16 protein-coding genes, 1 tRNA gene and 2 pseudogenes are annotated in these 22,871 nt (G+C 62.4%); 13 read left to right on the top strand and 6 right to left on the bottom strand.

Translation table 11 applies throughout. The features are described 5' to 3' along the window. Positions 1-47: 47 nt before the first annotated feature. Positions 48-1,028, bottom strand: coding sequence for a TRAP transporter substrate-binding protein DctP (dctP, locus tag ACX3OZ_RS14265; protein WP_459094539.1), 981 nt, complete (start codon positions 1,026-1,028; stop codon positions 48-50). 246 nt (positions 1,029-1,274) lie between these two features. Between dctP and ACX3OZ_RS14260 the strand changes: the two genes are divergently transcribed. Next, positions 1,275-1,946: a GntR family transcriptional regulator gene (locus ACX3OZ_RS14260; RefSeq protein WP_459094538.1), complete on the top strand. Its 672-nt coding sequence runs from the start codon at positions 1,275-1,277 to the stop codon at positions 1,944-1,946. Positions 1,947-1,949: 3 nt separating this feature from the next. Here ACX3OZ_RS14260 and ACX3OZ_RS14255 read toward each other — a convergent pair whose 3' ends face one another. Continuing rightward, positions 1,950-2,864, bottom strand: a complete 915-nt coding sequence (locus ACX3OZ_RS14255) for a shikimate dehydrogenase (RefSeq protein WP_459094537.1) — start codon at positions 2,862-2,864, stop codon at positions 1,950-1,952. A gap of 149 nt (positions 2,865-3,013) precedes the next feature. Between ACX3OZ_RS14255 and ACX3OZ_RS14250 the strand changes: the two genes are divergently transcribed. The 6 genes from ACX3OZ_RS14250 to ACX3OZ_RS14225 all read left to right on the top strand — a co-directional run bounded on the left by ACX3OZ_RS14250 (position 3,014) and on the right by ACX3OZ_RS14225 (position 10,913). Then, the gene (locus ACX3OZ_RS14250; protein ID WP_459094536.1) at positions 3,014-3,700 is read left to right on the top strand and encodes a TetR/AcrR family transcriptional regulator; all 687 of its coding nucleotides are present in this window, start codon (positions 3,014-3,016) and stop codon (positions 3,698-3,700) included. A gap of 69 nt (positions 3,701-3,769) precedes the next feature. Then, positions 3,770-4,276 (top strand): DUF2937 family protein, encoded by a 507-nt coding sequence (locus ACX3OZ_RS14245; protein WP_459094535.1) that lies wholly within the window; start codon positions 3,770-3,772, stop codon positions 4,274-4,276. Between the two features lie 98 nt (positions 4,277-4,374). Further along, entirely contained in the window at positions 4,375-5,778 is a 1,404-nt protein-coding gene (gene ahcY, locus ACX3OZ_RS14240; protein ID WP_459094534.1) for an adenosylhomocysteinase, read from the top strand. Between the two features lie 534 nt (positions 5,779-6,312). Then, positions 6,313-8,706: a sensor histidine kinase gene (locus tag ACX3OZ_RS14235; protein WP_459104734.1), complete on the top strand. Its 2,394-nt coding sequence runs from the start codon at positions 6,313-6,315 to the stop codon at positions 8,704-8,706. Beyond that, the gene (tsaE, locus tag ACX3OZ_RS14230) at positions 8,706-9,125 is read left to right on the top strand and encodes a tRNA (adenosine(37)-N6)-threonylcarbamoyltransferase complex ATPase subunit type 1 TsaE (RefSeq protein WP_459094532.1); all 420 of its coding nucleotides are present in this window, start codon (positions 8,706-8,708) and stop codon (positions 9,123-9,125) included. The genes ACX3OZ_RS14235 and tsaE overlap by 1 nt, the downstream gene beginning before the upstream one ends. Before the next feature lie 741 nt (positions 9,126-9,866). After that, the gene (locus ACX3OZ_RS14225) at positions 9,867-10,913 is read left to right on the top strand and encodes a type I restriction enzyme HsdR N-terminal domain-containing protein (RefSeq protein ID WP_459094531.1); all 1,047 of its coding nucleotides are present in this window, start codon (positions 9,867-9,869) and stop codon (positions 10,911-10,913) included. 77 nt (positions 10,914-10,990) lie between these two features. Here the strand turns inward: ACX3OZ_RS14225 and polA are convergent, their stop codons facing one another. Then, on the bottom strand, positions 10,991-13,906 hold the full coding sequence (gene polA / locus ACX3OZ_RS14220) for a DNA polymerase I (protein ID WP_459104733.1): 2,916 nt from the start codon (positions 13,904-13,906) through the stop codon (positions 10,991-10,993). A gap of 243 nt (positions 13,907-14,149) precedes the next feature. Here polA and ACX3OZ_RS14215 point away from each other — a divergent pair, with 243 nt between their 5' ends. Continuing rightward, positions 14,150-16,477, top strand: coding sequence for a hybrid sensor histidine kinase/response regulator (locus tag ACX3OZ_RS14215; protein WP_459104732.1), 2,328 nt, complete (start codon positions 14,150-14,152; stop codon positions 16,475-16,477). A gap of 168 nt (positions 16,478-16,645) precedes the next feature. Here ACX3OZ_RS14215 and ACX3OZ_RS14210 read toward each other — a convergent pair. Beyond that, positions 16,646-17,113 (bottom strand): annotated as a pseudogene (locus ACX3OZ_RS14210) (transglycosylase SLT domain-containing protein); the annotation flags it as partial. Between the two features lie 205 nt (positions 17,114-17,318). Here ACX3OZ_RS14210 and ACX3OZ_RS14205 point away from each other — a divergent pair. From ACX3OZ_RS14205 to ACX3OZ_RS14195, 3 genes are all read left to right on the top strand, one after another. Further along, the gene (locus ACX3OZ_RS14205; RefSeq protein ID WP_459094528.1) at positions 17,319-17,507 is read left to right on the top strand and encodes a hypothetical protein; all 189 of its coding nucleotides are present in this window, start codon (positions 17,319-17,321) and stop codon (positions 17,505-17,507) included. Positions 17,508-17,550: 43 nt separating this feature from the next. After that, positions 17,551-17,627: transfer RNA gene (locus ACX3OZ_RS14200), tRNA-Arg, on the top strand. A gap of 144 nt (positions 17,628-17,771) precedes the next feature. Next, a complete protein-coding gene (locus tag ACX3OZ_RS14195) occupies positions 17,772-18,935 on the top strand; it encodes a tyrosine-type recombinase/integrase (RefSeq protein WP_459104731.1) in 1,164 nt (387 codons plus the stop codon). Here ACX3OZ_RS14195 and ACX3OZ_RS14190 read toward each other — a convergent pair. Continuing rightward, complete coding sequence (locus tag ACX3OZ_RS14190) at positions 18,932-19,264, bottom strand: helix-turn-helix transcriptional regulator (protein WP_459104730.1); 333 nt, start codon at positions 19,262-19,264, stop codon at positions 18,932-18,934. The two genes, ACX3OZ_RS14195 and ACX3OZ_RS14190, sit on opposite strands and share 4 nt — an antisense overlap. Before the next feature lie 807 nt (positions 19,265-20,071). On the opposite strand from ACX3OZ_RS14190, the gene ACX3OZ_RS14185 reads away from it, so the two are divergent. Next, positions 20,072-20,527 carry a hypothetical protein gene (locus ACX3OZ_RS14185; RefSeq protein ID WP_459104729.1) on the top strand — a complete coding sequence of 152 codons (456 nt, stop codon included), beginning with the start codon at positions 20,072-20,074 and terminating at the stop codon, positions 20,525-20,527. A 581-nt stretch (positions 20,528-21,108) separates the two neighbouring features. Further along, positions 21,109-21,327, top strand: a complete 219-nt coding sequence (locus tag ACX3OZ_RS14180) for a hypothetical protein (RefSeq protein ID WP_459104728.1) — start codon at positions 21,109-21,111, stop codon at positions 21,325-21,327. Positions 21,328-21,568: 241 nt separating this feature from the next. On the opposite strand, the pseudogene ACX3OZ_RS14175 reads toward ACX3OZ_RS14180, so the two are convergent. Further along, positions 21,569-22,744: pseudogene (locus ACX3OZ_RS14175) on the bottom strand (AAA family ATPase); the annotation flags it as partial. Positions 22,745-22,871 lie beyond the last annotated feature (127 nt).

The following is a 22,871-nucleotide window of genomic DNA, read 5'->3' as shown; positions in this document are numbered from 1 at the left end:
CGGCGCCGCAAGTTGCGCGCGCCACCCCTGAGGGGCGGAAGTCTAGCTCAGAGTGCGTTGATGCGTTCAACCACGCCGGCCGGCCAGTCCTTGGCCAGATCGGAGTCCAGATACATCTGCTGGGCATAGCTGCGGAAGGCGTTGAGGTCGGGCTCATAGATCTTGAGGCCGGCGGCTTCGAACTGGGTCAGCAGTTCAGCTTCACGATCCAGATGCGCCTTCTGGCTGAAGTCAATCGCGGCGGTTGCCGCGGCCTGCACTTCGGCCTGCTGCTCGGGCGTCATGGCGTTGAACTTTTCGCTCGAAATCACCAGCAGGTCATAGCCCACCAGATGCGAGGTCAGCACGATCTGCTTCATCACTTCGTAGAACTTCATGTTCTCGACGTTGGGCAGCGGATTGTCCTGGCCGTCAATGGCGCCGGTCTGGAGGCCCGTATAGACTTCGGCATAGGCCATTGGCGTCGGGTTGGCGCCGATCGAGGTGCCGAGGAACTGCCAAGCGTCGCCGCCGGGCATGCGCAGCTTGATGCCGGCCATATCGGCCGGGGTCTTGATTTCCTTGTCGATGCGCAGGCCCACCTGACGGGCGCCGAAATAGGTCGGCCCGAGGATGTGAACGCCGAGCTGGTCTTCGGCCATCTGCTTGAATTCAGCGCCGACATCGCTGTCGAAGAAGGTGCGCAGATGCGCCGCATCACGGAACAGATAGGCCGAAGTCAGCACCGACCAGGCCGGGATTTGGTTGGAAATATCCTGGGGCGCGATATTGCCCATTTCCAGATTGCCACGCTGCAGCGCCACCAGTTCGGTGCCCTGCTTGAACAGATTGCCGCCGTAATAGGGCTCAAGCGTGAAGTCGTCGACGATCTGGCCGGCGAACAGATCCATCATCTCGGCGCGGATGTCCTGCTCCGAGAACACTGCCGAAAACCGCAGCACCGGCTTGTCCTGCGCCATGACCGGCACAACAGTGGCCAGCAGCAGGCTGCCAAGCAGCACGGCGCGGCGCGTAAATCCAAAACGCATTGTTATCCTCCCAAATGTCGCCTGTAAGCCCAGGCATCCTCAGCGGACGCACGGTTGAACACCGTCGTTTTCCGTCCTGAAGCACAATGTACGAAATAGTTCGTTCAAGTCAATGCCCCTTCGGAGCGCTTGCAAACTAGCTGCTTAATTTCATTTAGTCATGTAATTTTTGTTTTCTATGATTTTTCTGGATCACTTTGACGAGCGTCGTTCCATTGGCTAAAAGAAAGGCAAGTGGAGGCGGCATTGAGCGACGATAGACAGACAGTGGAAGAAGGCGTCGGCGATTTGGCGTTCCGGCGTATCCGCGACGACATTATAGCCGGCCAGTTGCCCCCAGGGAGAAAGCTCAAGCTGGACACGCTCAAAAGCCAGTATGGCGCCAGCGTCAGCACGCTGCGCGAAATTCTCAATCGGCTGGCCAGCGAAAATCTGGTGATGGCCGAAGGCCAGCGCGGCTTTGAAGTGGCGGCGGCAACGGCGGATAATCTGCGCGAAGTGGCCGATTTGCGGCTGCTGCTGGAAAGCCACGCGCTACGGCTCTCGCTGGAGACTGGCGATCTCGACTGGGAAGGCCGGGTGGTGGCCGCCCATCACAAGCTCTCGGTGGTCGAGGCGCAATTGCTCAGCGGCGACATGGACCGCACTGCCCAGTGGGTCCGCTACGACTTCGCCTTCCACAACGCCCTGATTTCGGCCTGCGGCTCGCGCACGCTACTGGATTTGCACGCCTCGGTGTTCGATCGCTTCATCCGCTACCACATGCTGGCCGAGAGCTTTCGCGGCTCGGCGGTGATGGATGACCACAAGGCATTGTTCGAGCTGGCGATGCAGCGCGACATCGACAATAGCGTCCGCAAGCTGACCAGCCACATCAAGAGCGGCGTCGACTATGTGCTGTCGACGGGCAAGATCTAAGGCCTAGCCCGCAACCGCCGCCCGAAATGTTTCCGCCATGGCATCGGCGTCTGGCTGCACGCCGGCGAAGAGTTCAAACGCCCGCACCGCTTGAAATACCGCCATGCCGCCGCCGGGCAGCACCTGACAGCCACGCGCCCGGGCGAGGTGGATCAGCTCGGTTTCGAGCGGGAAATACACCACATCGGCGACAAAGTGATGCGGCTCGATCAGCGCCGCAGCGATGGGCAGGCCGGGGCATTTGGTCATGCCGACCGGCGTGGCGTTGACGATGCCGTCGGCCAGGGGGGCTATATCGGCCACGTCATCCACGGCCTCGACATCAGCGCCGAGCAAATTGCGCAACCGGCCGGCCAGTGCCTGCGCCCGGCCCGGCTCGGTGTCGTAGATCGCCAGCCGCTGGACACCGCATTGCAGCAACGCCCGCGCCACCGCCGCCCCGGCGCCGCCGGAACCCAGTTGCAGCACCAGGTCGGTCTTCACCGCCGGCAGACCGCGCCGAAAACTTTCGGCAAAGCCCCAGCAATCGGTGTTGTGCCCCAGCGTCCTAGCGCCACCCAGCACCACCGTATTGACGGCGCCGATGGCCGCCGCATCCGGCGCCAGATCATCGAGCAGCGGCAGGATGGCCTGCTTGAAGGGGTAGGTGATGTTGAGGCCGGCAAAGCCGAGCTCGCGCGCCTCGGCCAGGATCTCGGGGAGCTGGGCGTCATCGAGTTGCAGCTGGTCGAAATCAATCAGGTGATAGCGATAGTCGAGCCCGAGCCGCTGGCCTTCGCGCTCATGCATCAGCGGCGACAGCGATGCAGCGATGCCCCGCCCCACCAGCCCGATGGTGATGCCGTCGGGATGCGGCAGGCGGTGCTGCAGAACCGTGCCACGAAGCGGCGGCTCCGGCTGGTTGCTGGCAATGTGCAAAGCTCAGGTCTCCCCATGCGCCGCCGCCGAAAAACGGCAGCGGCCTTGTCTTTCCCTCACCGCACCCGATAAATGCTGAAAGGCGATTTGCGGCAAAATGTACGAACTGGTTAGTTTAGTCAATTGCCGCCATGGAAGGCTGCGATTGTATGAGCACCCCAGTTTCATCATCCCGATCCAAAGCACGGGACGGCGGCACCCGCACGCAAGACCCTGAGGGCACCAAGCAGAACATCATCGAAGTGGCGGCGCAGGAGTTTGCGCTCAATGGTTTGGCGGGCGCCCGCATCGATGACATCGCCGCCAAGACCCGCTCGTCCAAGCGGATGATCTATTATTATTTCGGCAGCAAGGAGGGCCTCTATGTCAGCGCCCTCGAAAACGCCTACCGCCAGGTGCGCGAGGGCGAAGCCAAGCTCGACATCGACGGATTGCCACCGCTGGAGGCGCTGCGGCGGCTGGTGGAATTCACCTTCGATCACCATCACCAGCATGAAGAATTCATCCGCATGGTGATGATCGAGAATATCCATCACGCGCAGTACCTCGAGGGTTCGGGCGTGATCCGCGACCTCAACGTTACCGCCATTGGCAGCATCGAGGCGGTCTATGCCAAGGGCGTCGCCGCTGGGCTGTTCCGGGCCGGGCTCGACCCGCTGGAAATCCACTGGCAGATCAGCGCTCTGTGTTTCTTCAATGTTTCCAACCGCGCCACCTTCTCCAAGATTTTCGGCAAGGATGTCGGCAGCGCCGCCTATCAGGAGTCGCTGCGCCGACAGACCATCGACATGGTGCAGCGCTTTGTGGTGCGGGCCGACAAGCTGAGCGATCTGTAACGACGCGCCCCGGTTGCGGAACGGCCGGCGCTCCCGCACATTGAGCACGGGCAAGGCGGAGGCGAATCTATGCGGCGCATCATTGCCGGTGTCGGCGGCTTGGGACTGGCCATGGCGCTCAGCCAGTTCCCCGAATATGCCCAGCAATATACCCAGCGGCTGGGCGGCGCGGTGGACGAACTGCGTGTGATCACCGAGGATTTCGACCGGGCGGCCGTGGCGGGTGGCCTTGATCGCATCGCGGCGCTGCAGCGCTACGAGGCGTCCAATGACGGTTTTCTCGCCGGACGCGGCAGCTCGATGGCGGCAACCTTCCAGCGCTATGACACGCTGAGCGCCACGCTGGCCCGCATCGAAGGCGCCAATCCGGTCGAGCGGTTTCAATTGCTGCCGGCCTATCTCGATAGCGATATCGGCCGGCGCACGCTGGAGAGCTACCAGCCCGCCATCCCCGTCACCATGGAAGGCATTCTCTATGCCGGGGGCGGTTTCATCCTGGGCTATCTGGTGCTGTCGGGTCTGTGGCGCTTCCTCACGCTGCCGTTCAAACGCAGGCGTTATGCAGCCTATCGGTAAGCACATATAAGCATTTCTTTATGTCCCCCGTTGATCCAGCCCGCGCGCTTGCGTATAGCTGAAGCACGATCCCCCATTGCAATTGCCGGAGCCTGCCGATGACCACCCAATCGACCGATTATGCGGTCAAGGACATTTCCCTCGCCGATTTTGGCCGCAAGGAAATCACCATCGCCGAAATCGAAATGCCCGGCCTGATGTCGATCCGCGAGGAATATGCCGCGACCCAGCCGCTCAAGGGCGCCCGCATCGCCGGCTCGCTGCATATGACCATCCAGACCGCCGTGCTGATCGAGACACTGGTCGCGCTCGGCGCCGAAGTGCGTTGGGTCAGCTGCAACATCTTCTCGACCCAAGACCACGCCGCTGCCGCCATCGCTGCCGCCGGCATCCCGGTATTTGCCCATAAGGGCGAAACGCTGGAAGAATATTGGGCGTTTACCGACCGCATGATGGACTGGGGCAATGGCCTCACCCCCAACATGATCCTCGATGATGGCGGCGACGCCACCATGTATATCCTCAATGGCGCCAAGGCCGAGAAGGACATCTCCATTCTCGACAAGCCGGGCAATGAGGAAGAAGAAATCTTCTTCGCCACCATCAAGCGCCGCCTGGAATCGACCCCCGGCTTCTTCTCCAATATCCGCGCCGCCATCCGCGGCGTGTCGGAAGAAACCACCACCGGCGTGATGCGCCTCTATCAGTTGCACGCCAAGGGCGAGCTGCCGTTCCCGGCGATCAACGTCAATGACTCGGTGACCAAGTCGAAATTCGACAACAAGTATGGCACCCGTGAATCGCTGGTCGACGCCATCCGTCGCGGCACCGACGTGATGCTGGCCGGCAAGGTCGCCATCGTTTGCGGCTTTGGCGACGTGGGCAAGGGCTCGGCTGAATCGCTGCGCGGCGCCGGCGCTCGCGTTCTGGTGACCGAAGTCGATCCGATCTGCGCGCTGCAGGCCGCCATGGAAGGCTTTGAGGTCGTGACCCTCGAAGATGCTGCCCATCGCGCCGACATCGTCGTCACCGCCACCGGCAACCGTGACGTGCTGATGGTCGACGAAATGCGCAATCTCAAGGACATGGCCATCGTCTGCAATATCGGCCATTTCGATAACGAGATCGACGTGCTCGGCCTGCGCAACTTCAAGTGGACCAATGTGAAGCCGCAGGTCGACCTGATCGAGCAGCCCAATGGCAAGCGTCTGATCCTGCTGTCGGAAGGCCGCCTGGTCAATCTCGGCAACGCCACCGGTCACCCGAGCTTTGTCATGTCCGCCTCCTTCGCCAACCAGACGCTGGCCCAGATCGAACTGTGGACCAATGGCGAAAAGCTGGAAAAGAAGGTGCATGTGCTGCCCAAGCATCTCGACGAAAAGGTCGCCGAGCTGCATCTGGCCAAGCTCGGCGCCAAGCTGACCAAGCTGACCAAGACCCAGGCCGACTATATCGGCGTCAGCCAGAACGGGCCGTTCAAGTCGGGCGAATACCGCTACTAATCGACTGCGACTTGCAATCGCGAGCGCCCGTGGCCTTGGCTGCGGGCGTTTGCTTGTGCGGTGTTTGCTGCCCCACCCCCTCCTATCCTCCCCCATCAAGGGGGGGTATCGATCGAGTTTCTGGCTGGATCGAGCCTAACCCACCGGACGGCACCTCCCCCTTGATGGGGGAGGTTGGGAGGGGGTGGAGCCCAGCATGCCGAAGCGCTCGCGAACGTTGCTGCTTCGTTCACGGTCAAGACCCGATATCCCCCCTTTGCCATCAAAGCACAGCCATTAACCCTCTTTTAGCCGATTCACCGGGCCGGTATGGTCAGGGTGATTCGGGAGCTCGGGGACAAGTGACCGGATCGGAGTTGGCCGGAGTCCAGATGGACTCCGCGTTTGGCCACTTCTTTTTGTGCAGGCGTACCGGATTGCCTCGGCATCCGGGCTGGCATCAACAATTTTGACCTTAGAGGGCAGCGCATGGCGCCGGATCACTTCCGGAAGCATTGGGGATTCGCGGTAGTCGCGGCAGCCCCTCTTACCCTGATGACGGCGGTCCCCGCCCTCGCGCAGGGCATCAACGCGGCCAGCTTTGCGGGTGCTGCGCCGCTGGCTGTTGCCGTGGGCGCCGGAGCCTTTGCCCTGCTGGCCATGGCGGTGGTGCGCACCACGCTGGTCAACGGCAAGGCGACGCGCCGCCACGCCGCCGAACAGATCGCCGGGCTGCGGGCGCTGGTCGATGAATATGAGGGGCTGCTGTCGGGCACCCGCGAAGTCACCATTTTGTGGACCGACAATAGCGACGGCGCGCCGCGCCTGCTCGGTCAGGCCGCTTCGGTGCTGCCGGTCGGCCGCCAGCCCTCGAGCGTACTCAAGCTTTCCAGCTGGCTGTCGCATGGCGACGCCGACAAGCTGGCGCGCCTGCTGGAAGATTTGCGCGTGCATGGCCATGGCTTTGCCGTGAGCCTGAATGCCCTCGACGGCCGGCTGATCCGCGCCAATGGCTGGGTGCTGGGCGGCGGCGCCGCGATGCGCCTGCGCCCCGCTTTCCTGCAGCCCGGCGCCGAGCCCACCCTGGTCGCCGCTGCCGCCACCGGCGATCATGCCAGTGTCCGGGCCATTCTGTCGGCGCTCACCAAACCGGCTTTTGCCCGCGATGACAGCGACCGGCTGATCTATGCCAATCCGGCCTATCTGCGGCTGGCCGGCACGCTGGGCAAGAAGGGCACTGAAAACGCGCCGCCCGAACTGCTCGACACCGCGCAATTGCGACAGCATCTGCTGGCCTGCGCCCAAGACGACAAGCCGGGCACCATGACCGTCGCCTGGCCCGGACAGGGGCCCTATCAACTGGTGGAATTCCCCATCGCCGGTGGCCGTGCCGGTTATCTGCGTCCGGTCGAAGACGAGGCCAACCGCCCCGCCGAAACCGGCATTGCCCATATCGGCGGCATTATCGGCGCGCTGGCCACGCCGATCGCCATTTTCAATGCTCGGCGCGAGCTGATCCAGTTCAACGAGGCCTATGCCCAGCTGTGGAATTTGAACCGCAAATTCCTGGTGCCGGGGCTCGATGAGCGCGCCATTCTCGACAAGCTGCGCACCGAGGGCATGCTGCCCAGCCAGGTGGATTATCAAATCTGGCGCAGCAAGCATCTGGAAAGCTACGCCCGCAAGGAACCGCACGAGAACGAGCCCTGGCATCTGCCCGATGGCCGCACCATCAAGGTGATCTCGGCACCGGCCGGCCCGGCGGGTGGGGTGATCTATGTGTTCGAGGACATCACCGAACGGCTCAAACTGGAATCGACCAACAAGGCGTTTTCCAATGTGCAGCGCGAAACCATCAACGCGCTCAGCGAAGCGGTGGCGGTGTTCGGCACCAATGGCCGGCTGACGCTGTCCAATCCGCGCCTGCTGGCGCTATGGAAGCTGCCGGTCAATGAACTGGGCCACAATCCCCATATCGACCAGATCGCCGAGGCCTCGGGCCGCGCCATTCCAGAAGATGGCTCCACTATATGGCGGGATTTGAAGCGGGGGATAATTGATCTCAATCCGACCCGTTCGGACCAGACCGGGCGGATCAACCGCTCGGATGGGCGGCTGCTGGATTATGCCATCACCCGCCTGCCCGACGGGCAGACCATGATGACCTTTCTCGACGTCACCGAGAGCGCCAGCTATTCGAAGGTGCTCAAGGAGCGCAATGATGCGCTGGTGGCCGCCGACGTGCTCAAGGACGCTTTCGTCGAAAATGTCTCCTATGAGCTGCGCAGCCCGCTGACCAATATTATCGGCTTCGCCGATCTGCTGGCCGGCAGCGAAGGCGGCTCGCTCAATGAGCGGCAGCGTGCCTATATCGATTATATCCGCGCCTCCTCGGTAACGCTGGGCGTGCTGATCGACAATATTTTGGACCTCGCTTCGGTCGATGCCGGCATTGCCGAATTGCGCCCCGAACTGCTCGATGTGGTGACGCTGGTCGACAAGGCGCGGGCTGGGCTATCGGCCACTTTCCCCGAAATTTCGGGCGAGAAGCCGATCAATCTGGTGGTCGATATCGAAGACCGCATGCCGCCCTTCATCGCCGATGGCACCCGCATCGTGCAGGTGCTGTATAATCTGTTGTCCAACGCGGCCCGCTTCTCGCCGCCGGGTGGCGAAATCCGGCTGACGGTGAGCCATCGCGCCGACCGCATGCTGTTCGTCATCGAAGACGAAGGCCCCGGCATCACCGCCGAAATGCGCGCCGCGATCCAGACCCGCATCGACACCCCCTCGGGGCGCCAGCGCGGCGCCGGCCTTGGCCTCGCCATCGTCAAGACCTTCGTCAATCTGCATGGCGGCACCATCTCGGCCGAAAAGCGCGAGCCGCGCGGCAGCCGCATCATCGTCAACCTGCCGCGCGACAGCGCCATGGCCGGCGTCGCCGAATAATGGAGCGCCTGCTCGCCGACGACGCCGCGACTGCCGCCCTCGGGGCCGCGCTGGCGGCCATGCTGGCGCCAGGCGACCTCGTGGTGCTCAATGGCGATCTCGGCGCCGGCAAGACGGCGCTGGCCCGTGCCATCATCCGCCATCTGGCCGGCGATCCGGCGCTCGACGTGCCCTCCCCCACTTTTGCGCTGGTGCAGCCCTACGACACGGCCAAGGGCCCGGTGCTGCATGCCGACCTCTACCGGCTGGGCGATCCGCGCGAGGTGGATGAACTGGGCCTGCTCGACAATCCCGATGCCATCGTGCTGGTCGAATGGGCCGAACGGGCACCGGAACTGGTCGCGGCGGCGACGCTGGTGGTGGAGCTGGCGATTCCGCCCGGCGGCGAAGGACGGAGTGTTTCGGTGACCCGCCGATAGGCGTGCGCAAGCGCCGCCTGCAATGCGGGTTTCAGAAGACGAGCGGAGCCCCGAGGCGGTTTTCGCCTCTGGTTAAGTTAAAATAATGAGACGAGAACCGCCTCGGGGCGTCGGGTTTTTCTCGGAAGGCAGACCGCAAGCCCCAGCATGGACCCGTAGCCCCATGCCCGAATGCCCCATCCGCACAGCCCAGGGCGGAGCGCGACCTCCACCCTCCCGACCGTCAATCCGGACACCGGTCGCTGCAGCGCCGCCCGTATCCCGGAAGATGGGTGGAGTATGCGGGAGGTTTTGGGGGCGGGGATAAGATGGATAAGTTTCAGCATTTTACCTCACCCACGACACGTCACCCTCGGGCTTGACCCGAGGGGGTTGCACTGACCTTGCCGCCGGAAGTGTAGAGCCCTCGGGTCAAGCCCGAGGGTGACGCGCGGTGGGTATCCGTGGCGCGGTGCCTTTGGCTCCACCCCCTCCTAACTTCCCCCATCAAGGGGGAGGTATCAGATCGGGTTTGGGCACGATCTAGTCACAACCACAGAACGACACCTCCCCCTTGATGGGGGAGGTTGGGAGGGGGTGACGGTTTGATCCACCTAGCGGCTGTGGGGTGCTTCCGGGATGGGCCCCGGGTCAGGCCCGGGGTGACACCGTGGGTGGTGATGGTGCAGGGAGGGCCGCAAATATCCGTTGGTTTACATCTGTCCTGACACCACCTAGGCTCCCAATATTGTGGGGGCAATAATGTCATTTAAGGAAGATGTCGCCGATCTGGCGAAGCGGGCTATTAACGCGCAGGCAATCGCGCAAACCGAAGAAGCAACCAAGAACGCTATCGTCATGCCGTTTCTTCGGGTCCTTGGCTTCGATGTCTTTGACCCGACACAGGTTATTCCGGAATACGTCGCCGACGTCGGCCTGAAGAAGGGCGAAAAGATCGACTATGCGATCAAGATAGGCAACCGGATCGAATATCTGGTGGAGGCCAAATCGGTCTCGGTCAATCTGCGCGACGCACAGTTCAGCCAGCTATTCCGCTACTTCCACACCTGCGATGCCAATATCGGCATCCTGACCAATGGGCTGCATATCTGGTTCTTCACCGATCTGGATGCGCCCAACAAGATGGATGCGACACCCTTCTTCAAATTCGACCTGCTGTCCTATGACGACAACGATCTGAAAGAGCTGGAGAAATTCCACAAAAGCAATTTCAGCATCGAGAATGTTCAGGCTGCGGCCTCGTCATTGAAATATCTGCGTGGGGCAATGAGCGTCATCGAAACCCAATGGGCCAATCCCGACGAGGATTTCGTGCGTTTCGTGGCGCGCGGCTTTTACACCGGCAAGCTCACCGGCGCGGTTGTGGACGGCCTAAAACCCATCGTCAAACGGGCCTTTGACGACCTGTTCAGGCAACGCGCCAAGCAGAAGATCGATGTGGCTTTCGACGGCGGAGCCGAGGATGAGGTCCCGATGGTGGACGAAAGCAAGCTCGATACGACGCCGGAAGAACTGCACGGCTTCAATATCGTCCGCGCCATTGCCGCCGAGGTGGCGCCTGTTTCGCGCATCACCATGCGCGATGCGCAGTCCTATTGCTCCATCCTGTTCGACGACAATAACCGCAAGCCGATCGCCCGGATGCACTTCAACGGGAAAACGAAGTTTGTGATGGTGTTTGACGCGAACAAGGAGGCGGTGCGCCACGACGTCGAACAGGTCGAGGACATCTTCAGCCTCGCAGGTCCGTTGAAGGATGTGATCCGAGGTTACACGGCCTCGGCGTAGAACGTACGAATTCATGAAGTGAATCAGAAAGCCCCCGGCGAAAGCCGGGGGCTGTTTCATCAGCGTCACACCAAAACCTAGTGCGCCTCGTCCCAATTATTCGCCGCATGGGCATCGACCTGAATCGGCACCGATAGCCGTACCGCCGGCTCCGCCGCGCCTTCCATGATGCGCTTGATCGCCGCCATGGCGACCTCCTCGGTGCCCAAGGGCACTTCGAAGATCAGTTCGTCGTGGACTTGCAGCAGCATGTCGGCTTCGACGCCTGCCTTTTTCAGCTCGGGCTCCATGCGGATCATGGCGCGGCGGATGATGTCGGCGGCGGAGCCCTGGATGGGGGCGTTGATGGAGGCGCGTTCGACGAAGCTGCGTTCGGCGGCGTGGCTGGAATTGGCGTTGGGGAAGTTGATCTTGCGGCCAAAAATGGTGGTGACGAAACCGTCGATTTTCACCCGGCGGCGCTGCTCGTCCATATAGTCCTTGATGCCGGGGAAGCGCTCGAAATAGGTCTTGATGTAGTCGCCCGCCTCGCCGCGCGGAATGCCGAGCTGATTGGCCAGGCCAAAAGCGGAAATGCCGTAGATGATGCCGAAATTGATCGCCTTGGCGCGACGGCGCACATCGGACGGCATGCCTTCGACCGGGACGCCGAACATTTCGCTGGCGGTCATGGCGTGAATGTCGAGGCCTTCCTCGAAGGCATCCTTGAGCGCCTGAATATCGGCGATATGGGCAAGAACGCGCAGCTCGATCTGGCTGTAGTCGGCGGAAATCAGGATTTTTCCGGGGGCGGCGACGAAGGCGGTGCGGATCTTGCGGCCGTCAGCGGTGCGCACGGGGATGTTTTGCAAATTCGGATCGTTGGAGCTGAGGCGACCCGTCAGCACCGAGTGCTGCGAATAGGTGGTGTGGACGCGCTTGGTGCGGGCGTTGATATATTCGGGCAATGCGTCGGTATAGGTGCCCTTGAGCTTGGTCAGTTGGCGCCAGTCGACAATGGTGCGGGCCAGCGGCACGCCCTTGAGGGCGAGGTCTTCCAGCACATCCGCGCCGGTGGACCAGGCGCCGGTCTTGGTCTTGGTGCCGCCTTCCAGCCCCATGCGATCAAACAGGATTTCGCCGAGCTGCTTGGGCGAGCCGAGATTGAAATTGGAGCCGGCCAGCTCATAGGCCTCGGCCTCGAAGGCGGCGGCGCGCTGAGCGAAATCGCCCGAGAGGCGGGCGAGAATCTGCCGGTCGATGGAAATGCCACGGGCTTCCATGCGGCCCAGCACCGGGGCCAGCGGGCGCTCGAGGGTTTCATAGACCGTGGTCATGCTCTCGGCGGCGAGGCGGGGCTTGAGGATGCGCCACAGGCGGATGGTCATGTCGCTGTCTTCAGCGGCATAGAGCGCGGCCTTGTCGATCGGCACCTGGGCGAAGGTGATCTGGGATTTGCCGGAGCCGATCAGCTCCTTGATCGGGGTGCCGGGCACGCCGAGCCAGTGATCGGCCAGCTCGCTCATGGTGTTGTATTGCGGGCCGTCGAGCGAATAGCTCAGCAGCAGCGTGTCATCGATGGAGTTCACCGGCACGTCATAGCGGGCGAGCAGGCCGAGATCGTATTTGGCGTTGTGGAAGATTTTGAGGATCGCCGGATTGGCGAAGATCGGGCGCAGCATGTCGAGCGCCAGCCGGATATCCATCTGGCCTTCGGCATGGCCGCCGCCAAAGATATCGCCCTCTCCCACGGAGTGGCCGAGCGGCAGATAGGCGCCGGTGCCGGGCTGGATGGCAAAGGACAGGCCGACCAGATCGGCGGTCTGGTTATCGAGGCCGGTGGTTTCGACGTCGGTGGCGACATAGCCGGTCATTTCGATGGCGTCGATCCAGCGCTGTAGCTGGGCGGCATCGCGGATGATTTCATAGGCGGCCGGATTGAACGGAATGGCCTTGATGCGCTCATGTTCGGCGGCGGCATGCAGCACCAAAGGCGAGCCGGCAGTACCGGCGGCTTCGTGGCGGGCGGCGCGAGCGTCGGCGCGGGCTTCATTGTTGAAGCCGATGGGGCTGGAGGGTTTGGCGGCAATCTCGGGATCGGGTTCCCAGACGTCGGGATCGGCGCCGAGCAGGCCGGCGAGGCGCTTGGTGAGGGTGGCAAATTCCATCGCCTTGAGGAACGGAAACAGCTTGCCCGGCTCGACCGGCTGGCGCGACAGCGCGCCCAGATCAAGGGTAACCGGCACCTGCTGTTCGAGCGTCACCAGGCGCTTGGAAATGCGGGCGAGGTCGGCATTGGCGATGAGCTTTTCGCGGCGGGCGTTCTGCTTGATCTCGCTGGCGCGCTCGAGCAGGGTTTCCAGCGTGCCATAGGTATTGATCAGCTCGGCGGCGGTCTTGACGCCGATGCCGGGGACGCCGGGGACGTTGTCGACGCTATCGCCGCACAGCGCCTGCACGTCGATCACCTTGTCCGGGGTGACGCCGAATTTGGCGATCACCTCATCGACGCCGATCCAGCGCAAGGGCGGCTGGCCGGGGCGGGCAATGGTGTCGAGCATGCGGATCGAGCCATCGGGCTCGACCATCTGCATCAGATCCTTGTCGGAGGAGACGATGGTGACCTTGCCGCCGGCCTCGCGGGCCATGCGGGCATAGGTGGCGATGATGTCATCGGCCTCCCAGCCCTCCATTTCGATGGAGGGGATATTATAGGCGCGGGTGGCCGAGCGGGTCAGCGGGAATTGCGGTACGAGGTCCGCCGGCGCCGGCGGGCGCTGCGCCTTGTATTCGGCATAGAAATCGTCGCGGAAGGTTTTGCCCGAATGGTCGAAAATGACGGCCATATGGGTGGGCTCGTCGTCGCCCTTGAGATCCTCCATCAGCTTCCACAGCATGTTGCAGAAACCCTGGACGCAGCCGACCGGCAAGCCATCGGACTTGCGGTTGAGCGGGGGCAGAGCGTGAAAGGCGCGGAAAATATAGCCCGAGCCGTCGACAAGCAGCAAATGCATGAAACCGATTCCATTCGACGAGCGAGGCGCGACTTTAGGCGAGTTTGGCCCCGGCAAAAAGGCCTGGGGGACGGGAACCGGGGCACAACTGGCCGCGTTCCCGGAAATTGCGGGCTGGGGCGGCGCAGCACCGGCAGATTTGCGGGTGTATTGCGCGGCGGCACGCCCTACACTGGGACAAACCCATCCCGACGCGGCGCCATAGACGGCCGGCGTGGCGGCCAGAAGCGGAGATGACCGGGCGTGATCAGTTCGGAACGGGCACTGATCCTGACACCACAGGGGCAAGACGGGTCCCAGGCCATCGCGTTGCTGCGCGAGGCCGGGCGCCAGGTTGATGCCGTCACGACGATGGATGGGCTGCTGGCGGAAATGCAGAGCGGCGCGGGCCTCGCCATCATCGCCAGCGCGGTCTTGCAGGGCGCCGAGCTGGCGGCGCTGCAGGGCTGGATCGCGGGTCAGGCGCCGTGGTCGGATTTCCCCTTGATCATCCTCGGTCCACTGGCGGGCGAGCCCTGTTCGGCGCTGGGCAATGTGCTGGTGCTGGCGGGGACGTGGCAGCCGGTGGCGCTGCTCAACATGGTGGACAATGCGCTGCGGGGCCGCCGTCGGCAATATCAGGCACGGCGCGATCTCGAAGGCATGCGCGAGGCCGAGCAACGGCTGCAAACGGCGCTGCTGGCCGGGCGCATGGGCTCGTGGGAACTCGATATTGCCGAGCAGGTGCTGTCCGGCTCGGACCAGTTCAAGGCCTGTTTCGGCCGCCGCCCCGACGAGACGCTGCTGTTTGCCGATCTGATCGAGGCGGTGGCGCTGCCCGAGCAAAAGCGGGTACAGCGCGGCTTTGACGACGCCATGGCAGGCGCCGATCTGGTGCTGGAATACCGCATTCACTGGCCCGATGGCAGCGTGCACTGGATCGATGCGCGCGCCCGGGTATTGACCGACCGCTTTGGCCAGCCGCAGACGCTGATCGGCGTGGCTTCGGAGATTACCGCGCGCAAGCTGGCCGAGGCCGAGCGGGAAAAGCTGCTCGAAGCGGTGGCGGCCGAACGCGAGCGCACCCAGCAGGCGCTGCGTGGCGAGCGGGCGCTGTCCGGGCTGCTGCTGACCAGCGTGCCGGCCGGCATTGTCGCCTATGACACCAATTTCCGGGTGACGATCTGGAACCCGGTGATGGAGCGGATTTTCGGCCTGCCGGCGCCGGCGGTGCTGGGGCGCTCGCTGGCGCGCATTGTCGGCGACGGCCAGAACGAAACCATCGAGCTGCGGCTGCGCGATGCGCTGGCCGGGATTTCCGGGCCGATCGAGGAAATCGAACTGCACACGCTGACCGGCAATCAGGTGGTGCTGGAAAGCCAGCATGCGCCCTTGCGCGGCGGCGATGGCGAAATCGTCGGCGGGGCAGCGTTTTTCCGCGAAATGACCGAACGGCGGCGGGCCGAGGAGCAGCTGCGGCAGGCGCAAAAGATGGAAACCATCGGCCAACTGACCGGCGGCGTGGCGCATGACTTCAACAATCTCCTGGCCGCCATCCAGGGCAATCTGGAATTGCTGCGCAAGCGCCTGCCCAATGATCCGCAAATGCAGCGTTTCATCGATGGGGCGCTGCAGGGCGCGCAGCGTGGTGCGTCGCTGACCTCGCGGCTGCTGGCCTTTGCCCGGCGGCAGGATTTGCGCCCGGCCCCGACCGATCTGGCGCAATTGCTCGACGGCATGCGCGGGCTGCTCGAACGCTCGATCGGGCCGCTGATCGCGGTGGATTTCGCCATCGAGCCGGATCTGCCGCCGGCCCGGGTCGACGCCAACCAGCTCGAACTGGCCATTCTCAACCTGGCGGTCAATGCCCGCGACGCCATGCCCGAGGGTGGGCGGCTGCGGCTGGTGCTCGGCCTGCGGGACGGCGCCACCAGCGGGCTGGACCTGTCGGGGCCGTTTTTGCGCCTCAGCGTCGGCGACACCGGCACCGGCATGGATGAATCCACGCTCAAGAGCGCAATTGAGCCATTTTTCTCAACCAAGGAGCTGGGCAAGGGCACCGGTCTGGGCCTGTCGATGGTGCATGGACTGGCCGTGCAGCTCGGCGGCGCCCTGCAACTCGATAGCCGGCTGGGCGAAGGCACTACCGCCCAATTGTGGCTGCCCGTCGCCCTGTCCCCGACCAAGGAGGTTTTGTCCGTGAAGCCCGAACAGCCATCCACACCGCCGGCCTCGGTCATTCTGGTGGTGGATGATGACGCCCTGATCAATATGAGCACCGTCGATATGGTGCAGGATTTGGGTCATACGGCGCTGGAAGCCTATTCCGGCAAGGAGGCGCTGCAAATTCTCGGCAGCGGCCGGCAAATCGACGCTCTGATCACCGACTATGCCATGCCGGGCATGACCGGGGTGGAGCTGGCCGAGCGCGCGCGCGAGTTGCAGCCGAACCTGCCGATCCTGCTGGCCACCGGCTATGCCGACCTGCCCAGCGGCACCTCCACCAACCTGCCCCGCCTGTCCAAGCCCTATCAGCAGGCCGAACTGGCAACCCAGATTGCCCTGCTGCTGGCCGGACGCACAGCAGATTAGGCATTTTAGACTGGGCTAGCCCGGCTTCACCGGGTCATTCTCCCACTCACCCCATCGTCACCACCCGGCTTGTCCGGGTGGTCCATGCGGACAGCTGCCCGTGCTAGGTTGCCGGGCAAGGACGACAGCTTGCTGCGTGCCAACTATTGAAACGACGTCGGCTGGCGGCTAGCGCAGACCGGATTTTTCGAGCAGGCCGGCGCGCTTGGCATCGTAATAGAAGCCGCGGGCGTAATAGCGCATGGCCTGATCGGAATTGCCGTGGGCGGTGACATAGGCCCCCGCCAGATAGCGCACGGCATAGCGCAGATTGGTTTCGGCATCGAGCAGCCCGGCGGGCGAGCCGCCATAGCCCATGCCCTTGGCCGTGGCGTGGCTGATCTGCATCAGGCCATAATAGGGTCCGTTGCGGGCGGCGGCGTTATATTTGCTTTCGCGCTGAATGACGCGGTGTATCAGGGATTCGGGCACCGCATATTGCGCGGCATAATGGGCCACCAACCCATCATAGGCGCCACCGGCATAGGCCAGCGCCACCGGCGCCTCGGGCACCAAAGCCGCATCGGGGACATGGCCTTCCGGCGTGGCTTCAGGACTGGCGAAGGCCGCCAGCGCCGCAGTGGCCGGGCCGGGCGCCGGCTTGAGCGCACTCATCGAGCAGCCGGATACGAGCAGGGCCAGCAGGCTAGCGGCGCCAAGGCGGCGGGCGCTGCTGAAAAAATTGGTTGGAAATGCCATGCCACCACTCTAGCGGATTCATCGTTCTGGCGCGATAGGGCCCAATCACGGCAGTCTGATGGCAGATTGATGGCAGCAGCCCGGATATAGCCAGATTCCGGTCTTGGCAGAAATGGCCGTGCGGCACGGCGTGCAGGCCATGCCGATACTCCACGGCCCCTGCCCCGCCGGCCATGGCGGCACGCCGGTTGGCTGGGCGACAATCCCGCAGCCCGACGGCAGCGAGAGGCCGCTGTGGAGTCGCAGCATTTTGGCCAAAACGCCCGTTGCGCCGATCACCGGCTTTGGTTAGGTTGCGCCCAGTTCAGCCGGTGGCCCGTCCCCGCGCAACGGATGCACCCGTAGCTCAGCTGGATAGAGCGCTGCCCTCCGAAGGCAGAGGTCACAGATTCGAATTCTGTCGGGTGCGCCAATACTTGCCCTAAGTCCTTGATGTAACACATTAAGTTTGGGACAGGTTTTGGGACCACACCCGCCAGGCGAATCAACGCGCACCCCTTGCGAATCCTCGGAATGTCGACGACCCTTTTTCGCACAGCGCGAGAAGAACACCGTCATGCCGACCTATAAACTCCCGGGCACCGACTATATTTATGAGCGGATTTCCACAGACGGACGCTTGACCTCGTACCAGGTCAAAATTCGCCGCAAGGGCTTTCCCACCCACAACGCCTCGTTCGATGGTCTCGACGACGCCAAGCGCTTTGTCCGCCAGGTGCTGGGCGACCAGGACCGCGGTCACAAGATCGACCGCCTGATCGGCCACCGCACCAGCGTGGGCGATGTCATTGACGAGGGGATTACCGCGCTGGAAACTGGCAAGCGGCGCGTCAAAGGCGTGGCTAGCGAGTTGTATCGCCTGCGCGCCTTTCGCCGCAATAACGTGATGCTGTGCGCCACCGCGTTAGTCGATGCCAGCGAAGACATGTTCGAAGACTGGATTGTCGAGCGTCTGGAACAGGTCAAACCCAACACGATTGGCCGAGACATCCGCCTGATGAAGCCGCTGTTTGAGGCCGCAGCGCGAAAGTATGATCTGGCACGCTCACCCCTGGAATATGTCAAGGCGCCGCGCGCGATTGACGAGCGCATCCGCCGCATTCAGCCCGAAGAGGAAACCCTGCTGTTCGCCGAGTTGGTTGCGGCGCAGGATCCGATCGCGCCGTTGGCGGCCCAGTTTGCTATGGAAACGGGCTGTCGACGCGGCGAAATGTTGCGCGTTGAATGGCCCGATTATGATGCCAAGGGCGGTACCATTTGGTTGGCGGACGCCAAGAATGGCCGCGGACGCCATATTTTGCTGACCGAACGAGCGCAGGCCATCGTTGAATCGCTGCCCCACCGTGCCCAGGGCGGCAAGCTGTTCAAGGTCACTGGTAACATGTTGAAAAAAGCGTTCGAATATGCCCGCGCCCGGGCGGCGAAACGCGCCCAAGGGATGGGGCGGGTGGACCTGGTTTCGGTTGGCACGCTGCGCTGGCATGACTTCCGGCACGAGGCGATTTCGCGGTGCTTTGATGCTGGCTGGACATCCGAACAGGTGATGGATTTTTCCGGGCACGTCGACATCAAAAGCCTGTTGCGCTACCGCCATCCAAGAGTGGACGAGAGCGTCGCACGACTGCGGGCTCTGGCCAAAAACCGCCCTGCGCGAGCCATAACGCAACCCGGCACGCTGAACGGCAAGGTTTTGGGTGGTCGAGCCCGCGTCGAAGCCTAATCGGTCCGGCGCAGCCAGGAATTTATTGATGGCGGCAGGGATTTTCGGCCATTTCGTTGCGAGGCTTCGGTTAACGTGGCCCGCAGTGGGGGCTTGGCTCTGCCGCGGCCGCCGGGTGGGGTGATGCGCGGGCCAGACGGCTCGGCCGTCACAGGCAACACCGCTGCGGCTTCAATCCAGGCCTCTATGTCTTCCGGCCGATAGAGGCACTTGTCTGTGGGCTTGAAATAGCGCGGCCCCTTCCCCTGCGACGCCAGTTTTGCCAAGGTATGGGCAGAAATTGGATAGCGTTCAGCGACCTGATTTCGGGTGAGATAGGTGCTGGTCATACCGCGCCGCCCTCAACACAAACCACGGCCTGGCGCGTGCCCAGGGCCAAGGCCGTGGGCATCCAAGCGACAGACATTGCGCCGGTGCACAGGCGCATTCTAGATCTGCCCGACTGTACAGCGCGCATTGCGCCATCAGCCAGCGGGCCAATAGTTTTTGACGCCATGAAGAACCTGGGGTCCCGCACCAACCAGCGGTCTACGCTTCAGGGATCGACCGCTGGTCGATGCGGGGAGTTTTCGGCACCTGCCCCCGAGCGGCATGCAAGGGCTGGATAGGATCCGACCCTTGCATGCCCTTCGACGCTGACCCGGATTCGCTATCGTGGCAAACGCAATTTTGTAGAAGAAATCAAAACGCAGTCCTTTCGAACCTCCCAGCCACCAACTTGAGGATCTATGCGAGCATTTGGAGCGGGCTACACGCTGGTGCCACGACGCTCCGGTCATCTACAGTTAGGCCGAGAATGATGCAGGCGACGAACGAGGAACGTGTCCGGGTATTTCTGGCCCCACTTTGCCATACTGTGGCAGTTATTGACGTTGAAACAGAACGTGTCCCCGTCTACAAATTATCTGACCAAGGGGCATGGCGATGAAGATAATTACCCGCATCTCTGGCGACCAGATACACTTCACGGCCAACCTTTCAAGAAGCGGGACCACCATAACAGTTGTGTCGAGTGCCCCCCTAGGGGGCAGCGTCGATCATTCTATTTCAGCAAAAATTGCCAGTGTTTTGCGGCAGCCATCCGCGAGTGGGGCCATTCACTCGTTCCGCGGCAAAAGCTAACCAGGGAGATGTACATGCGGACAGCGCTGATTGGACTGGTTGCAGCGTTGTTGTGTGGGTGCTCCGCCCAGAATACCAATTTTAGCACTCTGCAATTTTCGGGCGAGACCATCCCGTATCCCGACGACTATAAAATGCGCGCCGCGCGAGCGCTGGAACGGCAAGTCGCCGCGGACGTACCGATCCAGATTTCGAAACCTAAAATAGTCGTTGGGGCAAACGCCTTTGGCCCCCAGCGTTGGTATGTCTGTGTTAGAGGCGCTCCAAACTCTGCGCCTAATCGAAAGAAAAAGCCGGTTTGGCATATCGCAGAGGAATGGCTTGACCCAACCATTCGCCGTGACGAGCTGGTCCTTTTTTACAATGCGACAGGAGTGCCGTCAGTCAGAAAGTCTGATGGGTCTCCGCTGTGCAGCGACGCGGAGTTTGAGACCCTTACGCTTACTGACGCGCGCCAACAAGCGGCGTAAAAAAGCAGTTGCACGCAGAAGACGTCCATCTTCGGTCGCCCAAAATAGCCGCGCTGGCTTCGCCAAAATTCATCATCGCGGGTCCGCCGAATACGCCAGCAGCACGAAAGCCCGCCGGCAGCGCAATTGCTCCAGCAGCACAAAATTTTTGACGACCTGCAAACGTCACTGAACCTGTGTTTATCGGCCAAACCACTGGAAGGGCCCGTGCCTTGAACCTAAACTGTTCGCCCAGCATGCACACGACATCACGAGCGCGCGACAGTTATCTGTTACTGTTGAAGTTGCGCCCGCCGCTCCACTATGCTCATTGATGTGGAGGTCGGAGATGCTTGTATGCGAATAGTCGTTTTTATCACGGAAAATGAAGAGCGAACGCAACGACAGTTGTTACTGCTTCCGCAAGGGTCCGAAAGTGAGGCAATACCGCAATCATTGCAGAATTTAAACTGGCGCCACCTGGCCGTAACGACGCTGTCCGATAGGTTGCTTGTAACAGCTGGACCGATTATCGAGGCTGAGATGGGAAGCAATGGATACGCGCTGCTCAGCCTTACGACGTGACGGGGATTGGATTGCGGGTGAATGTGTTTATTGCGGCCGATGGCGAAAAGACGCAGCACGAATTGCTGGTGCTGCCTTATGGACCGCTAGGTGGGATTCCTGCCCACTTACGGCACTTAGACTGGCGCAATCTCGCCACGACCATGACCGATGACAAACTGCTGGGAATGTCGCCCGCATGGGTTGAGGCCGCGATCACAAGAAACGGCTACGCACTCGTGCAATCGACGAGATAAAACCTCGTTTAGGACAAGAAAACCCGCTGGAGCGGGGAGCCAAGGCATTTTGGGTGGAGGCCGTCACGCATCTTCATCACCTCAATATAGCTGCCGGCAAAGACGCAGGTCGTTTCGTCTGCCGAGGTGTCTATGCTCGGGTAGGCCGAAAACCGCGCGCTGCCATGGTGGCCAGTTAGGGATGTGTTGAGCTCTCTCCGCCGATCGGGGTTGAACCCGGAGCCGGTTCACGGACTGATCGCTAATCTCGGCTGAGTTCGCGCGCATTATTTCTCTGGCGCTGGGGCTCCGGGCCATATTCAAGCGGTTGCGCCGGCGGCAGATAATCGAGGGTGGAAACCTTCACCCGTGCCGCGCTGAACTTGCCTGCCAGCACGCTGAGGCGCTCCTGTTCACCAACCTCACGTTGCCGATCATTCAATAGCCGCGCCGACATGGCGCGACTATCGAGACCCTTCTGATCAACGAACAGATGGGTTGCCTCACGGGCACGACTGGCCGCAACGAAAATATCATGCCGATCCATGCCCGGATCGGCCAGCACGAAGGCGTGCTCGGTGGTCAGGCCCTGCGCGCCATAGCAGCTGCTGGCGTAGGCATGCGCCAGTAGCAGCCGGCCCTTGTCATCGGCCAATTCGCCCGGGGCAAAGCGGAGCTTTCGGCCGCCGACCCGCACCGTGATTTCAAACCGCTCGTTGCCGGTGCGCACGACCTTGTCGATGATACCGGTCGTGCCATTGATGACGCCCAGAGCATCGACGCGCTTGAGAAAGCGCACCGCATCGCCCGGCACCAATTCGAGGGCATGACTTTGCCCCGACGGCGTGGCGGCCGGGAAGATCATCCCCCTGTCATTGGGCAATTGTCCCTGTGCCTGCAGCAAGCTTCGGGCGGCAGCATTCAGGGCCAAAACCTGCCGGTTTGACTTGGCGATCATCAGCACCGCGGTGTCGCCGTGGAGTTGTCGGCGCTGATGCCAAGCCTGCGCCATACGATTGATGGTGTCTATTGGCCCGCTGCCATAGTGCAGCAGATCCTGCTCGACAAAGGCGGCCAAAGCTTCTGGAGCCCGGCCCCGGCCAAAGGCCGTGACGGCATCGCGCGCCCAGGCGTGGCGCTGACGCACGATGGTATCAACGCGGTGCACACCGATCGCATCGGCGACAATTCGCAATCCGGGTCCTCCAATCGGCTGTAGCTGGCGGCGATCGCCGACCAGTCTGACGGCCACCTGCAGACCAGCCTGTTGCGCGCGATCAACCTCAGCCAGCAGCTTGCTCATCTGCCGGCTGGTCAGCAGGCCGGCCTCGTCGACCAGCAGGACCGTCTTGTCGGTCAGAAAGCTCTTGCCGTGTGCCGCCCGGGCGGTCCAGCTGTCGATGGCCCGCGCCTCGATATCGAGGTCGTCGTGCAACTGGCTGAGAGCGGCGGTGCAAAATTAGTCCACGGTAGCGGCGGGATAGTCCCGCTTCGGGCGGCGTAAAAGTCGGCCACCTATCTTCCTTCTGCGACGCTTGCAGGAGGGTTGGGGATCTATACCGTGG

This window comes from Devosia sp. A369, assembly GCF_054489345.1.
Note: the sequence above shows the minus strand (reverse complement) of the source record. Positions and strands in the feature narration are given on the sequence as shown.

Bases quoted from the DNA above. Each gene is read 5' to 3' on its own strand.
- dctP (WP_459094539.1), bottom strand. From the start codon at position 1,028: ATGCGTTTTGGATTTACGCGCCGCGCCGTGCTGCTTGGCAGCCTGCTG.
- ACX3OZ_RS14250 (WP_459094536.1), top strand. From the start codon at position 3,014: ATGAGCACCCCAGTTTCATCATCCCGATCCAAAGCACGGGACGGCGGC.
- ACX3OZ_RS14245 (WP_459094535.1), top strand. From the start codon at position 3,770: ATGCGGCGCATCATTGCCGGTGTCGGCGGCTTGGGACTGGCCATGGCG.
- ahcY (WP_459094534.1), top strand. From the start codon at position 4,375: ATGACCACCCAATCGACCGATTATGCGGTCAAGGACATTTCCCTCGCC.
- ACX3OZ_RS14235 (WP_459104734.1), top strand. From the start codon at position 6,313: ATGACGGCGGTCCCCGCCCTCGCGCAGGGCATCAACGCGGCCAGCTTT.
- tsaE (WP_459094532.1), top strand. From the start codon at position 8,706: ATGGAGCGCCTGCTCGCCGACGACGCCGCGACTGCCGCCCTCGGGGCC.
- ACX3OZ_RS14225 (WP_459094531.1), top strand. From the start codon at position 9,867: ATGTCATTTAAGGAAGATGTCGCCGATCTGGCGAAGCGGGCTATTAAC.
- polA (WP_459104733.1), bottom strand. From the start codon at position 13,906: ATGCATTTGCTGCTTGTCGACGGCTCGGGCTATATTTTCCGCGCCTTT.
- ACX3OZ_RS14195 (WP_459104731.1), top strand. From the start codon at position 17,772: ATGCCGACCTATAAACTCCCGGGCACCGACTATATTTATGAGCGGATT.
- ACX3OZ_RS14190 (WP_459104730.1), bottom strand. From the start codon at position 19,264: ATGACCAGCACCTATCTCACCCGAAATCAGGTCGCTGAACGCTATCCA.
- ACX3OZ_RS14185 (WP_459104729.1), top strand. From the start codon at position 20,072: ATGCGGACAGCGCTGATTGGACTGGTTGCAGCGTTGTTGTGTGGGTGC.